Origin of the sequence: Ensifer meliloti, from assembly GCF_030064585.1 — a bacterium.
Taxonomy (GTDB): Bacteria; Pseudomonadota; Alphaproteobacteria; order Rhizobiales; family Rhizobiaceae; genus Sinorhizobium; species Sinorhizobium meliloti.
Window position 1 is genome coordinate 178,821 of sequence record NZ_CP120366.1, and the last position, 14,035, is coordinate 192,855.

Sequence of the window (14,035 nt, forward strand, 5' to 3'; positions counted from 1 at the left end):
CAAGTTCTCAGAAGTCGAAGTTGATCATCTTGCGCATGACGAGGATGCCGATGCCCATCCAAAGGCCGCAGCCAACGACGACGACCTTACCGATCATCGTCGTGAACAGGAGCGCCATGTAGTCCGGGCTCATGAAATAAACGGCGCCGGCGACGAGAAACGGCAAGGCACCGATGATGCCGGCCGAGGACTTCGCCTCCGAACTCATCGCCTTGATCTTGCCCTTCATCTTCTTGCGCTCGCGCAGCACCTTGGAAAGGTTCCCGAGCGCTTCCGAAAGGCTGCCGCCGGTGCGGCTCTGGATGGCGACGACGATGGCAAAGAAGTTGGCTTCGGCCAGTGGCATGCGTTCGCTCATGCGCTTCACGGCCTCGTCCACAGGGATTCCCAGCGTCTGATCCTGAACGATCGCGAGGAACTCGCCCTTGACCGGCTCCTGTGCCTCCATGGCAATCACCCTGAGGCAATCCGGCATCGGCAGGCCTGCCTTGAGCCCTCTGACGATGACGTCGACGGCGTTCGGGAACTCGGCAGCGAACCGGGTAAAGCGCGCATTGCGCTTCATGTTCACATAGAGGTGCGGCAGGAGCAGCCCGCCCGCGATGGCGAAACCGACCGACACCAGCGCGCCGAGGCCCAGCAGTAGCAGCATCACGACCCAGGTGGCCAGCGTAGCGCCGGCACAGACGAGAAAATAGGCCTTGCGGGACCAATGAAGGCCGGATTGACGGAGCCTGGCCGAAAGCGTCACCTTGCCTTTGCGCGCATTCGCCTGGCGCTTCTCCTCAATCTCGCGCAGCGTCTTTTCCACCGACCGACGCCGGTCGCGGCCATCCGTCTCCGCTGGCTCGCTTCGCTTGTCTTCCGCCCGCGCCGAAATGCGCTCGAACCTCTGGCGATAGGCGCTTGCCTTGGAGACACGCGGATAGAACGCCGCCACCATCATGCCGCCGATGCTGGTGGACGCCAGGAGGAAGACGAAGACGGGAAACAGCAAAGAAGTCGCCATCTGTATTGGCCCCTGTGTCAGCGTGTCGTCAGGCGGCGGCCTTCAATTCCGCCGCGTCGAGGGCGGCGGCAAGCCGAGCCTCTTCGCCGTAATAGCGTGCGCGATCCCAGAATGCCGGCCGACCTATCCCGGTCGACCGGTGTCTTCCGATGATGTTTCCCTTCTCGTCTTCGCCGAGAATGTCGTAGACGAAGAGATCCTGCGTCGTGACCACCTCGCCTTCCATGCCGAGCACTTCGGTGATGTGGGTGATCCGGCGCGAACCATCGCGAAGTCGCGCTGCCTGCACGATCACGTCGACTGACGAGACGAGCATCTCCCGGATCGTCTTGGCCGGCAGCGAGCTCCCGCCCATGGTGATCATCGCCTCGATGCGTGCCATCGCTTCGCGCGGGGAGTTGGCGTGGAGCGTTCCCATCGAGCCGTCGTGGCCCGTGTTCATCGCCTGCAGCAGGTCGAAGGCCTCGGGCCCGCGCACCTCGCCGACGATGATCCGCTCGGGCCTCATGCGCAGGCAGTTCTTCACGAGGTTGCGCATGGTGATCTCGCCCTGCCCCTCGATGTTCGGCGGCCGCGTTTCGAGGCGCACCACATGCGGTTGCTGCAGTTGAAGCTCTGCCGCATCCTCGCAGGTGATGACGCGTTCGCCGTGGTCGATATAGCCGGTCAGGCAGTTCAGAAGCGTTGTCTTGCCGGAGCCGGTACCGCCGGAAATGAGGACGTTGCAGCGCACACGTCCGATGATCTTGAGAACCTCGGCGCCCTCCGGCGAGATCGAGCCGAACCGGACCAACTGGTCGAGGGTCAGCTTTTCCTTCTTGAACTTGCGGATCGTCAGCGTGGGGCCGTCGATTGCCAGCGGAGGCGCAATCACGTTGACACGGGAACCGTCGCCCAGACGCGCGTCGCAGATAGGGCTCGATTCGTCGACGCGCCGGCCAACCTGGCTGACGATGCGCTGGCAGATATTGAGTAGCTGCTCGTTGTCGCGAAAGCGGATTCCCGTCTCCTGCACCCTGCCGTTGACTTCGATGAAGACCTGGTTTGCGCCATTGACCATGATGTCGGCGATATCGTCGCGTGCGAGCAGGGGCTCGAGCGGGCCGTAACCCAAGATGTCGTTGCAAATGTCGCTGAGAAGGTCGTTCTGCTCGGCCATCGAAATGCCGGCCTTCTTGGCCGCGACGATGTCGTTTATAATCGCGCCGATTTCGTTGCGCGCCTGCTCGCCATCCATATTGGAGAGTGCTGCAACGTCGATCGTCGCGATGAGGGCGCTGAAGATTTCCTTCTTCAAGCTGTAATATTGTTCGGCGTTCTCGGGTTTCGCAGTTGCCGGAACCTGGGGTGGCTTCCGAACTTGGACAGGGGCGTGCGCGGCCTGAAGTTCGTTTTCGACGACGGGCTGGACCGCTGCTTCGGCTGTCCGTTCTTCCGAAATGGATTTCTTGCCGAACATCGTTGTCGCTCTGTTCCCGAGATTGAGAAGTTTGAGTTCGTTGAATGCGAAAGCGGAAGGCATGCCTTCCGCTTCGCTTGGCAACCGGCGCGCGTTGTCGAGAGCGTCAGCCGCCTGTGAGCGCCGTGCCGATAGCGGTGAATCTGGTGGTCAACCCCGTGCCTATGGTCCCCATAACGGTGATGAGCACGACAGAGATCAGACCAGCGATCAGGCCGTATTCGATGGCGGTTGCGCCGGACTCATTGCGAGCAAAACGGGCGAGAAGATTTTTCATGGTTCGGTCCTTCATGGGTTGGAGAAAGTGCCGAAACCAGGTTCGGCGTCACAGGGCCGGGCCGGGTTCTGCCTCGTGTCCCGCTTGCTGTGTGGCCCTTATATAGACTTTGTTAACCCTCCTGATCCATTCAGCCTGATGGCCGATCCGGCCGTGCAAGTGGCTCGTCCGGTTGGTCTAGTCCGATCGCCAGAACCGCAATTTGCGACACCTTGAAGTTGCGATGCGCCGCGACGCATGGATCGTCCGAGACACTGCGCCCCGCTCCAGATAACCGTCATCGCCGCCAACAGATCGTTGCAAACACGCCAGTTGAAATTCGCCGGCCTTGGCTGGAAGCTCAATCACCCGATCGGGATGCGCCGCGACAGATTGAGGCTGACGGGGCTTTGGGCGAGACCGGGGACGACGAAGGTGAAGGGATAGCGGATCGAGAGCACGCGGAAGGCTATGCCGTCCACGGTTTCCTTGGTGACAGCGATAGTGAGCAGCGTCGGATCGCCGCTGTGAAAGCTCTCGCGCACCGCGCCAGCCAGCTTGGTCAGTGCTTCGCTGTCGGTCGCATCACGCGCGATCTGCCCGATCAGCACCCGCCGAGCGGCAACGTCGACGGCGTGCGAGAGTTCATTGCGCACGTAAAAGGCGCGGCCGAACTCGATGATGCCGAAGACGAGCAGCAGCAAAGGCAGGCAGACGAGCGCGAATTCCACCGCCGTAGCGCCTGACTGACTCCGAAACAGACGGCGGAGGATGGCGGGCGGAGCCCTCATTGGACTTGCACCTGCATGGAGGACCCGAGCTCGAACACGGGAAGTACCGCCGGCAGGGACATGGGCCGATAGGACTTTGCAGCCGCGAGCCGATAATACACGAATTGCGGTTTCGCGTTCGCGCAGGTCACCGTTCCGCATTGCGGCGCGGCTTCAGGTGCGACATCGGCATTTTCCGGGCAGGCGCAGTAGCGCTTCACTGCCGGCAGCACGGCACTCGCCAGACGCGGGCTCTCGGCCAAGGTGGAAACGAGCACCTTTTGGACCTGCGCCGCGCCGGGATCGGCCAGAGCGGCCTGCGCGCCGGCGCGCAGGACATGGTCGATCGTCATGCGCTCGTGGATCGCAAGACCGAGATCGGCCGTAGCCACGAGACCGAGAGCGAGGACCGGCGCGACTAGCGCGAATTCGACCGCCGAAGCACCGGCCTCGGACGTCTTCAATTCCCCGGCCTTCTTGCGCAACGTGGACGGAGCCTTCGGCTTGCCGCGTTTGAAGACCTTCTGCAGCAAAGCTTTGACCCCTTTCTGCCGCGTCCGTCTCTCCCGCGTCCCGCCAACCCGCCAGGCGAGCGAAACTATGGCTTTTCCCGCCTTCGAATCCGGTGCCGACTCGATGACCAGCCGGCCATGATTGGCCGCCGCGCCGAACAAGGACGGCTCGAATGCCAGAGAGACACTCTCTTCCAGGCCGACAGCCGCCACGAAATCCTTCGGCTTGATCTCCTGAAGTTTCGGGGTGCCAACCTTGTTGAGCACAAGCCGCGGCGGCGGATCGTTCGGCCGCGCCTTCTTCAGGAAATCGATCAGGTTCTTGGCATTGCGCATGCCGGCCAGGTCGGGCGTCGCCGTCACGACGATTTCGTCCGCCTCTAGCAGGATCTTCCTCGTCCACTGCGTCAGAATGTGCGGCAGATCGACGACGACATGCCACGAGCTCGAACGAGCGACGTCGAGGAGATGATCGACATCGCCCTCCCGAAGATTAATGAACTTGTCGAGATCCGTGGTCGCCGGAAGCAGGTGCAGGCGGTCCGTGTAGCTGACCGCCAGGCGTCGCAGCAGCACGTCGTCGAGACGATCGGGGCTCTGGAGCACATCCACCATGCCGTGTTTCGCCTCGATGTCGAAGTTCAGTCCGAGCGTACCGGACTGAAGATCAAGATCCGCCAGAAGAACATCGGCATCCACCCGCTTGGACATGGCGTATGCCACGTTGTGCGCGAGCGTGGAGGAGCCGGTTCCTCCCTTGGCACCGACGAATGCGACGATGCGCCCCAGCTTTTCCTCGGTAGAGTCGCGGAAGCAGCGGTGCACCGCCGCGACGAAGTCCATCGGCTCGAGCGGCTTGACGAGATAGTCGCTCACACCGGCGTCCAGAAGCTTCTTGTAGAGACCCACATCGTTGGAGCGGCCGATGACGATGACCTTGGTCCCCGTGACACACTCCATTGCGAGCGTTTCCAAGGTGGCCATCAGACGGGCCTCGCCATCGTCGCTCTCTACGACGACGAGGTTCGGCGATGTTACGCCGCCATAAAGCGCAGTCGCCTCTTTCATTCCTCCGGCCTTCACCGTTACGGTGGCGCGCGCCATGCGACGATCGATCGCCGCCGTGCCGACGGCCTCTCTCACCTCTTCCGACTGGCAGAAGACGGCGATGTCCACCTTCGGTATGGGCAACAGCGGTGCAGCGGTCATCGGCTGCGGTGCTTCCCTGGTTTCGCTATCGAGCTGTTTCATGTTCGGAATTTCCATAAAGGATCAGCTGCCGCCGGAACGGGAGGGAACTTCCACCATCGACATGCGTCCGCCGTTGAAAAAGCGCACCACGCCGGGTCGGGTTCCCTCTGCTTCCACGACCGAGGCTTCGTGATTGTCGGTAATCGCACGAAGTGCGAGCGAAACCGTGCCGGAGGCTTCCGCCGCCGCGACGGCTGAGATCTGTTCGGGATCTACTTCGAGCGTGGCGGTCTTCCCGATCACCGAGGCTCCATCGGATGCCTGTGAAACGGTCTGATCGACCGCGAGGACGCGAATGTTGGATAAAATCGCCCGGCTGACGACCTTACCGGCGTCGCCGGAGGCGTCAGGCCGGGCGACGGTGTGAATAACGTCGACATGGTCGTTCGGCAGGATGAAGCCACCGGCGGTGCTCTCGGCCGTGACGCGAACGGCAATCGCCCGCTTTCCCGAAGGCAGCAAGCTGGACAGATAGCCCGTGCCGCCCTGCGCAAGCTTGTCGTCGCGAATGGGTTCTCCCGCTACGAAGCCGCTTAGGGCGAGCGAACCCTTGAGCGCTGTCGTCGCATCGGGTCGGGAGCTGCGGCTGATGAAGACAGGGGGGATTTCGCCCTCCCACGGCTGCCAACGCAGCTGGTTCTCTTCGATCACTGCACCGCGCTTGAGCTCTGCAGCTGCGACGAGCACCTCCTGCGAGGGCGTTTCTTGAACCTCTGCAACCTCGACCGCGCGCTGATCGCCGGTGCCGAGCGCCAGCCAGGAGGCGGCCCCACCGGATGCCAGTGCGAGCAGGAGAATGACGATACGGATCATGGGTCAAACCTCGTCTTGCGCGGCGGATCGCCACGCGATGGTTTAAAGGAGGACGGAGCACCAGTGGCTTTCCGGAAGCAGCAGAAGGGCAGCCGGCGCCATAGCTGCGCCATAGGGAATGCCCGTCTCGCGGTCGAGAAGACGCTTCGCCCAGGCGTTTTTCTTCAGGGCGAGCGGTAGAGGTACCCGTCGAAGCTGAAGAAGCCCAACGGTCAGGGCCGCGCCGATGACCGACGTGTAGAGGATGAAGGGGAGCGCAAGGTCGGCGCCGAGCCAGAGCACGGCAACTGGCAGCAGTTTTGCGTCACCGCCGCCGATCCAGCCGGCAGCAAAGAGTACGAAAGTGCAAGCGAGCACGGCGGAGGCAACGACAACGCTCGACATGACCGTCGCGAGGTTCAGACCTGCAGCGGGCGCAAGAATGGCGAAGGCGATCACCAGGAAGACGACCAGGCGGTTGGATATGGTCATCGTCGCCACGTCCCTGATGCCGGCGTAAGTCATCGCTCCGGCGAAAAGCAGGAAAGCGAACCAAGCTGCGGATGTCGAGATCATCGTCGATGCCTCATGCACAAGGGCCGATGCGGGGCCGGTTGGAATGTCCGGAATGTGCCCACTGCGCTAAGGAATATCCATTCGACCTGATGGACTAAGCACGCCACGCGAAGGGCTGCGGCCCGGACTAGGCCGACTGGCCGAATCGTCGGCAGGCGGCAGGCGGGATATATCGTCCCACTGGAACGCCCTACTGCATCTCACCCAAAGAATGCAGCGGTTCCGAGTAACGATATGCCTTCGACTTCGGGAAACCTGGATGAGCAAGAGAATTGACGCAATCGGTGAAGCGAGCCGTTCGCCTCGGCGACAAAGGCTCGCACGCCGATTTCTCACTGCCGAAGACGGCGCCGTCGCCGTCATCGCTGCCGTCGCTTTTCCCGTGCTCGTCGGTGCGATGGGTTTGGGGGTCGAGACGGGGTACTGGTATCTGGAAAAGCGTAAACTGCAGCATGCGGCGGACGTATCGGCCTATGCCGCAGCCGTGCGCCATCGCGCAGGTGATCAACAATCCGCACTCGAGACCGCCGCGCGCAGGGTAGCAGGTGGCTCCGGGTTTTCGCCTGGGGACCTCACCGTGTCCACGGCCCCGGGCTCTGCCGGTGGATCGAACAAGGTGACGGTCGAGTTGACCGAGACACATCCACGCATGTTTTCTTCCGTGTTCGGCACTGGGACCATCACCATGAAGGCACGCGCGGTCGCTCAGGTCACTGGCGGCTCCAAGGCTTGCGTGCTTGCGCTGTCGAACTCCGCTTCGGGCGCCGTCACCGTAACCGGCTCAACGGAAGTCCTATTGTCCGGCTGCAGCGTGGTTTCCAATTCTAATGCCGCCGACGCCTTTCTGATGAAGAACGGCAGCGCGCTAATGTCGACCGATTGCGTGTATACCGTCGGCGAAGCCGTAACGACGACGGGCCTCACGCTTACCGGTTGCAGCAAACCCGTCCAGCAGGTTCCGCCGACGCCGGATCCTTTTGCATCCGTCGCCGAGCCCGACAAACTGCACATTCAGCAGCTTCCTTGCCGAGATCTGACCTATGTCTCGAACTCCACCTATGTCTTCGACCGGCTTGCAAGCGGAGTCGAGGCAATCCGTTTCTGCGGCGGAGTGGACATCAAGGGAACGATCACGCTAAAGCCTGGCCTCTATATCATAGACGGCGGCGAACTGACGATAACGGCCGGGGCAAAACTCACCGGCGAAGGCGTTACCTTTTTCTTCACCAATTCGGCGGCCGCCAATCTGCTGGGCAACGCCGACATCGATCTGTCCGCTCCGACCAGCGGACCCTTTGCTGGCCTGCTGTTTTTCTCCAGTCGCCAAAGTGCCGGCGTACTCCATAAGATAACAGGCAATTCCGAGTCGACCCTGGTTGGAAACCTCTACGCGCCGACGGGCAAAATCGACTTCACCGGAAACTCGACCGTTTCCGGAGGGTGTACGCAGATCATTGCTGATCAGGTCACTTTCACGGGCAATTCGACAATGGAGACCTGCGCCTCGCCGACGGAGGAGATCCTGGTCGGTCGGACCGTGTCGCTGATCGAGTGAGGGCGACACGCCGCCATGTCCGCAAGCGGAGCGGCAACTTCTTTGTAGCTGGCCGGAACGCAAGAGACGTCCAGCCGTTGACCTCGACTGTCATCAATGCAGGAGTTTTCCCATGTCCAGGAGCTCAAAAGGGGCCGTCTTGTTGCTGGCGATATCAGCTCTGGTCAGGCCCGCAGCAGCGGACGAGCAAAAAACGGCTATTATTCCGGTTCAGCAAAGGAGCACAGGAGCCGAAGGGGTGGAGCGGCTTGTCGTCGACTTTGCCAAGACCGTTGCGCTTCCTCGGCCGGCGAGCACAGTCATCATCGGCAACACGGGAATAGCACAAGCAAGCCTGAGCGACGACAGGACCGTGATCCTCACCGGCAAGACACCCGGCTCTACGAACCTGATCGTGATCGACAGCGACGGCGCCGAAGTGGCGAACCTCGTTCTGGATGTCGTTGCGAGCAGCGGCCGTCTGGTCACGGTTCATCAGGGCGCGCGGCGGGCGACCTTCACATGCGCGAGGCGCTGCGACCCGGTTCTGCTCGTCGGAGACGACGCTGACCACTTCAACGCCACGGCCTCTCAAATTGCCGCGCGCAACGGCTTTTCCGCCCCCTCCCCAGACAACCAGCAGTGACGGCACTATGTTGGTCCAAGGGACGCCGCCGCTGTTAACCGAACGATGACGCGTTGAGTGAGGAGTCGTCCGTCCGCCGAGCAGACTTTTGACTGAATCTATCCTCGCGGCGGCCGCTGAATCTCCACCGGCGTCTTCATGATGATTTCTCGATGCGGAAAGGGGATGGACACCCCAGCCTCTTTGAATGAATCCCATAGTGCCATCAGAACTTGGCCGCGCACATTCGTCAGGCCGTTTGCCGGATCGGAGATCCAGAACCGCAGTCGGAAATCCAGCGAGGAGGCACCAAAGGCGGTCATCCAGCAGACGGGCGCCTTGTAGTCATTGACGACGCGGGGAACGGCCGATGCGGTTTCGACGGCGATCCGTACCACCTCATGCGGATCGCTGTCGTAGGAGGTGCCGAAATCGACGTCGATGCGGACGTAGTCGCTCGAAAACGACCAGTTCACCACCTGTTGCGAGATGAAGTCCTCATTGGGGATGAGGTATTCCTTCCCATCGCGGGTAATGACCGACACGAAACGCGCGCGGAGGTCGCGGATGGATCCGAACGTGTCGCCAAGCGTAATCGTGTCGCCGGGCTTGATCGATTTGTCGAGCAGGATGATGATTCCGGAAATGAAATTGGACACGACCTTCTGCAGTCCGAAGCCGACGCCGACTCCGACAGCACCCGAAAAGACCGTCAGCGCCGTGAGATCGATACCTGTCGCGGACAATGCTATTGCACCGGCGATCATGATTAGAGCGATCTTGATGACCTTGCTGATCAGCACTTTGAACGATGGCGAAAGGTCACCCGAACGCTGAACCCAATGGGCAAGCACATTGCCGACGAGCACTGCGACCCAGATAAGGGCGACTGTCAGAACAACCGCCTTCAGAACGATCAGCAGTGAAAGACGCATCACGCCCAGATTGACTGCGGCAGCATCGAGCGCCGACAGGATAGGACCGTCAAGGCCGGTGGCATATACGGCGAGGTATCCCCAGCTTACCATGGCAACCAGGCGCGACAGGGTCGGGTTGCGGATAATCTTGGTCAGCACGGAAATTATGAACCAGGCGGCCGCCAGGGACAGCGCCGTAGCGATCAGCCATCGTTGTGACGGCCAGGTACCCTGTTTGAGAATGACGCTCGCAAGCCACAACCAAAGGGTCAGAAAAAGCCATTTCAGGCGGCGCATGAAGGCGATGATGACGCGCAGCAGATCTGGATTGCCCTTGATACGCCGAGCCCTGGATTCCATCGCCGGCTCGGTTCTCGATGCGACGAAGGAGGCGAAAACGTACCCGGCGGCGATAATCCCAAGCTGATAGAATGTCCATTCGCTGAGCACGAATGTCCTGAGCCAGATTTCAAGCGGTCGAACCATCTGCATGAAATCCACGGCGATGCCTCTCGAACTAGATCTTTAAACCCCCTGTTACAAAATGTTACTCCGAAGCGGTCCAGTGGAAAATAGTTCACTTCCGCAGTGCCCTGCTGCACGGGGCCCACTGCATGTTTCCTTTGATCGTAGCCGATTGAAGGACAAAACATTCAGCAGATTAAAGTGCTACAGCGCCGCGTCGACCTACACTTTGAAAGTACGCACTTCCGCACGGAACACCGTTACACACTTTTTCTGAAAGTGCTCTAGATAGAGACTCCCGCCTCACGGAGACCTTCCACCAGCCGGTCCATCAGATGGGGATCTTGGTAGGGTAAAGATCGCCTCAGGTGATCGACGGAAAAGCTCGGGTTGACCCCCAATACCTCCCGCCAGTAGCCTCGCGCTTCTTCATGCCGCCCGGTACGACCATAGAGGCAGGCAAGATAAAAGCGCGTCATATCCGACCGGGGCGCAAGCAATAACCGACGTTTGAAGGCGACCTCGGCCTCGTCAAAACGGCCGAGATTCAACAGAGCCCTCCCTTGGAAATGCAGCGACAGGTCGAATTGGGGGTCCAGCCGGTGGGCTCGTGTATACAGCGCCAAAGCCTCTTCGTGCCGGCCCTGGAAATCCCGAATGGTACCGAGTGCCGTATAGGCGTTGGCGGAATTGGGGTCGAGTTCGATAGCCCGCTCTGCAGCCTGCTCTGCCTCGTCCAGACGTCGCATCCAGGAAAGGGCAAGCGCGAGTGTGTAGTGACCTTGCGGCTCGGAACCGTCGGTATCGATTGCCTCTTGGGCCAGCCCAAGTGCCTGTGTGAGATTGTCAGGCGTCGCGCCGTTCCACTGGTTGATGAAGTCGGTCAAGGCGATAATCGAAAGCGAAGCGTGGGCAGCCGCCATCCCTGGATCGATCTCGAGGACGCGGTGCAGCATGCGGCGGGCCTCCATGGAGGACAACGCGTTGAACTGCAGGATCGCCTGACGGGAGCGGACGAGCAGGTCATAGGCCTCTGGATCGACCTTGCCGCGGCTCTCGCGCCGCTCCTCCTCGCCGGCGGTCAGCTTGACGCGCAGCGCATTGACGATGGTGCGCGTCACCTCGTCCTGAACGGCGAAAATATCTTCAAGCCCCCGATCGTAACGCTCTGCCCACAAATGGCCGCCGGTCGTGCCGTCGATCATCTGGGCGTTGATGCGGATGCGGTTGGCCGCCCTGCGTACGCTGCCTTCCAGGACATAGCGTACACCGAGTTCCCGGCTCACCTTGCGGATGTCCGGCGTCTTGCCTTTGTAGGCGAAAGAGGAATTTCGGGCGATTACGAAAAGGCCGGAAACCTTCGAGAGATCCGTGATGATGTCTTCAGTAATACCATCGGCGAAGTAACCTTGCTCCGGGTCGCCGGACATGTTGTCAAATGGAAGGACGGCTATGGACGGCTTCGCCGGAAGCTGCGGGGGCGGTTCGGCAGCAATGTTAGGGGGCTCCCTCGCGCGGTCCTTAGGCGACCAGGTCCAGATGTGCACCGGCCGCTCGATGTTCTTGACTTCATGATAACCACTGTCGACGAAGTCGATATCGGTGCGGCCATGCACATATTCATGAATTCCATCCGAAATCGCCACGCCGCCGGGGTCGGCAAGCGCCTCGATGCGGGCAGCTACATTGACCCCGTCGCCGAAGAGATCGCTGTCCTCAACCATGATGTCGCCGAGATTGACACCGACGCGGAGTACGATGGCACGGTCTTCCGGCAGGTCTCTGTTTGCGGCCGCCATGGCCTGCTGAAGTGCTGCAGCGCATTCGACGGCGTTGACCGCGCTGCCGAACTCTACGAGCACGCCGTCACCAGTCCTCTTGAAGACACGGCCCTGATGAATACCGACGAGCGGCTCCAGCACCTCTTTCCACCGAGCCATAAGCAAAGTGTGGGTGCTCTTTTCGTCCCGCTCCATGAGCCGGCTGTAACCGACCGCATCAGCGGCCAGAATGGCTGCAAGCCGGCGTCTGATGGATTCCTTGGCCATACGCAATTGCGCCTTCCCAGTGCCCGCGGATCAAAAATTCTGCCGTCCTTTTCCGTCCATTCGGCGGTTCGCGCATTGATGCGCTCTAACGTCAAAATATGCAGAACCACTTCGCGAGAGCAGAGCTCAGCCTTGCTTCAAAAGTGCCCGTGCGAGCTCTTCCCATTCTTCATCGACCGTCAAGGTCGATGGTACGATATCGCACCTGCGATACCAATATTCGGCGTTCGATTGATCGCCTTCCTTGCGATGGAGATAGGCATGCACATGCATACCCGCCCTATTCTCGTGCTCCTGCGCGCGTTCGTGCGCCTTGTTCCAATCGCCCTTTCCATCCCACCACAGCGCCTCCAGCGCAGGGCTTAGATCGACGGGCGGTTGTGGCTCGGCGAGCGAATCTCTGAAGGCCTGTAAATCCAAATTATCCATCCTCGTGAAGTCGCAGCCCCGATAATACGCTCGCCCGGGCCCGAGCGGTAGCATGCATCGGGCGATATTCGCAGTCCGCCTGGATTGCCGAAAACGATCGAATCAGGCGCCACACCTTCTACTCGAACTCCACCTCAGACGTCCGTTTTTTCGCTATTCGATCACCAGCGGAGGCTACCGAGGCGTTAGTCTGGCGATTTGTCCAGAATGGGGTGCAATCCCGCTATGCCACATCAAACCGCGAGAGCTTCTTCTTGAGAAGCAAGTTGTGCATGAAGCTGTTCCGCCAACAGCCGCCTGAGCCGCTTGCTCGCTTTCGAGGAGTGCCCCTAGATCTTGTTCGAGCCTAAGATCCTGGCGGGCGCTCCTGCTGCCTCAGCGCGTCGAGCTCTGCTCCGCCGGCGGTCGGCATCACTGCTCGTGCAATGTCGACATCGCCCGCATCTTCGCTAAAACCTGAATTTGTCGGAGTGCCCGGCGCAATTTCAGCTGAACGCCTTCTCCTTCAGTTCGCGCTCCAGAGTCCACAGGTCCGTGTCTCCCAGAGTGAATGTTGGGACTTCTGGCTGTCGCCGCACCGACTTCAATTCCCCAGCGAATCTCCGTTGTGGCGTCTTCACAGACTGTCGGTCCCAAGCAAAGTGAAAGGACAACGCCGGTCGGGCGCCGCGCCTGATGACCGCACCAATACAGCCCCTCCCCGCGCCTTTCATCTCGCGCGCGGCTCTATGCTTTACGTGCCCGCTCGCAGCTAGCGAGCCTTTCGCGAGGTGACGGCGGGGAACCAGCAGCGCATCATTTTGCCGGCCCAATTAGAAATTGGAAGCAAACTCGAGCTTTTGGCGTCACGCAGTAGGACGCCGAAGCGACCGTCGAGCCTGCGCATCCCGGTCGTGACTAATCCAGCCCAAGCCTCTTGCGCAGGTCGGCATTTTCCGCTCGCAACTTCTCCGCCAGAAGCTTGCGGAGCCTCTGGTTTTCTTCTTCGAGTCGAACGAGATCCGCCAGCTCCTCGCCGGTGGGAAGACGTTTCTCGGCCTTTTGCTCAACCGGCTTTACGGTCCGCTTCCACTGATAGTAGGTTTGCTCGGAAATGCCGGCGCTCTTAATAGCGTCTTTGAGCGTAACTTTGCCTTCGGTGACTTGCGTCTCTATCAGCTTAAGCTTCTCTTTTCTCTGTTGTTCGCTATATCGCCTCGGTTTGGCGGCCGGCGTCTCCGATACAGCTCGCCTTGGTTCGGCAACCGCCTTCTGGCGCCGTGGCGACCTCTTCTTCTTAGCTGCTGGTGCTTTCACGTCGGCGTTCGGCGCTACAGCCGCAGCAATTGACCCGGTGTTACTCTCGTCAGCCATCAGCAATACCCTCCTTAGTTATGATTTTGTTTTCTGCTG

The 14,035-nt window shown here is 60.6% G+C and carries 13 protein-coding genes; 2 read left to right on the forward strand and 11 right to left on the reverse strand.

The genetic code is table 11. From position 1 onward, the window contains the following. Positions 1-7 precede the first annotated feature (7 nt). The 7 genes from PZL22_RS25250 to PZL22_RS25280 form a co-directional block, all read right to left on the reverse strand. Positions 8-1,009: a type II secretion system F family protein gene (locus PZL22_RS25250; RefSeq protein ID WP_014531468.1), complete on the reverse strand. Its 1,002-nt coding sequence runs from the start codon at positions 1,007-1,009 to the stop codon at positions 8-10. Positions 1,010-1,037: 28 nt separating this feature from the next. Then, a complete protein-coding gene (locus PZL22_RS25255) occupies positions 1,038-2,531 on the reverse strand; it encodes a TadA family conjugal transfer-associated ATPase (protein ID WP_010967819.1) in 1,494 nt (497 codons plus the stop codon). A gap of 43 nt (positions 2,532-2,574) precedes the next feature. Beyond that, entirely contained in the window at positions 2,575-2,745 is a 171-nt protein-coding gene (locus PZL22_RS25260) for a Flp family type IVb pilin (RefSeq protein WP_003526943.1), read from the reverse strand. A 344-nt stretch (positions 2,746-3,089) separates the two neighbouring features. Beyond that, positions 3,090-3,515, reverse strand: coding sequence for a TadE/TadG family type IV pilus assembly protein (locus tag PZL22_RS25265; protein ID WP_010967820.1), 426 nt, complete (start codon positions 3,513-3,515; stop codon positions 3,090-3,092). Then, complete coding sequence (locus tag PZL22_RS25270) at positions 3,512-5,272, reverse strand: AAA family ATPase (RefSeq protein WP_284718768.1); 1,761 nt, start codon at positions 5,270-5,272, stop codon at positions 3,512-3,514. The genes PZL22_RS25265 and PZL22_RS25270 overlap by 4 nt, the downstream gene beginning before the upstream one ends. Positions 5,273-5,278: 6 nt before the next feature. Then, entirely contained in the window at positions 5,279-6,070 is a 792-nt protein-coding gene (gene cpaB, locus PZL22_RS25275; protein WP_010967822.1) for a Flp pilus assembly protein CpaB, read from the reverse strand. Positions 6,071-6,112: 42 nt separating this feature from the next. Continuing rightward, positions 6,113-6,625, reverse strand: coding sequence for an A24 family peptidase (locus PZL22_RS25280; protein WP_014528725.1), 513 nt, complete (start codon positions 6,623-6,625; stop codon positions 6,113-6,115). Positions 6,626-6,884: 259 nt separating this feature from the next. Here PZL22_RS25280 and PZL22_RS25285 point away from each other — a divergent pair, with 259 nt between their 5' ends. Both PZL22_RS25285 and PZL22_RS25290 read left to right on the forward strand, forming a co-directional pair. Beyond that, positions 6,885-8,180: a pilus assembly protein TadG-related protein gene (locus PZL22_RS25285; RefSeq protein WP_014531465.1), complete on the forward strand. Its 1,296-nt coding sequence runs from the start codon at positions 6,885-6,887 to the stop codon at positions 8,178-8,180. A gap of 112 nt (positions 8,181-8,292) precedes the next feature. Continuing rightward, positions 8,293-8,805: a pilus assembly protein N-terminal domain-containing protein gene (locus tag PZL22_RS25290; RefSeq protein ID WP_088198283.1), complete on the forward strand. Its 513-nt coding sequence runs from the start codon at positions 8,293-8,295 to the stop codon at positions 8,803-8,805. A gap of 98 nt (positions 8,806-8,903) precedes the next feature. Here the strand turns inward: PZL22_RS25290 and PZL22_RS25295 are convergent, their stop codons facing one another. From PZL22_RS25295 to PZL22_RS25310, 4 genes are all read right to left on the reverse strand, one after another. Further along, positions 8,904-10,202, reverse strand: a complete 1,299-nt coding sequence (locus PZL22_RS25295) for a mechanosensitive ion channel family protein (RefSeq protein ID WP_014531463.1) — start codon at positions 10,200-10,202, stop codon at positions 8,904-8,906. Between the two features lie 248 nt (positions 10,203-10,450). Beyond that, positions 10,451-12,214: an adenylate/guanylate cyclase domain-containing protein gene (locus PZL22_RS25300; RefSeq protein ID WP_164820585.1), complete on the reverse strand. Its 1,764-nt coding sequence runs from the start codon at positions 12,212-12,214 to the stop codon at positions 10,451-10,453. A gap of 126 nt (positions 12,215-12,340) precedes the next feature. Further along, on the reverse strand, positions 12,341-12,643 hold the full coding sequence (locus PZL22_RS25305) for a hypothetical protein (RefSeq protein WP_127701189.1): 303 nt from the start codon (positions 12,641-12,643) through the stop codon (positions 12,341-12,343). Between the two features lie 897 nt (positions 12,644-13,540). Then, positions 13,541-13,996 (reverse strand): transposase, encoded by a 456-nt coding sequence (locus PZL22_RS25310; protein WP_010967829.1) that lies wholly within the window; start codon positions 13,994-13,996, stop codon positions 13,541-13,543. Positions 13,997-14,035: the final 39 nt, after the last annotated feature.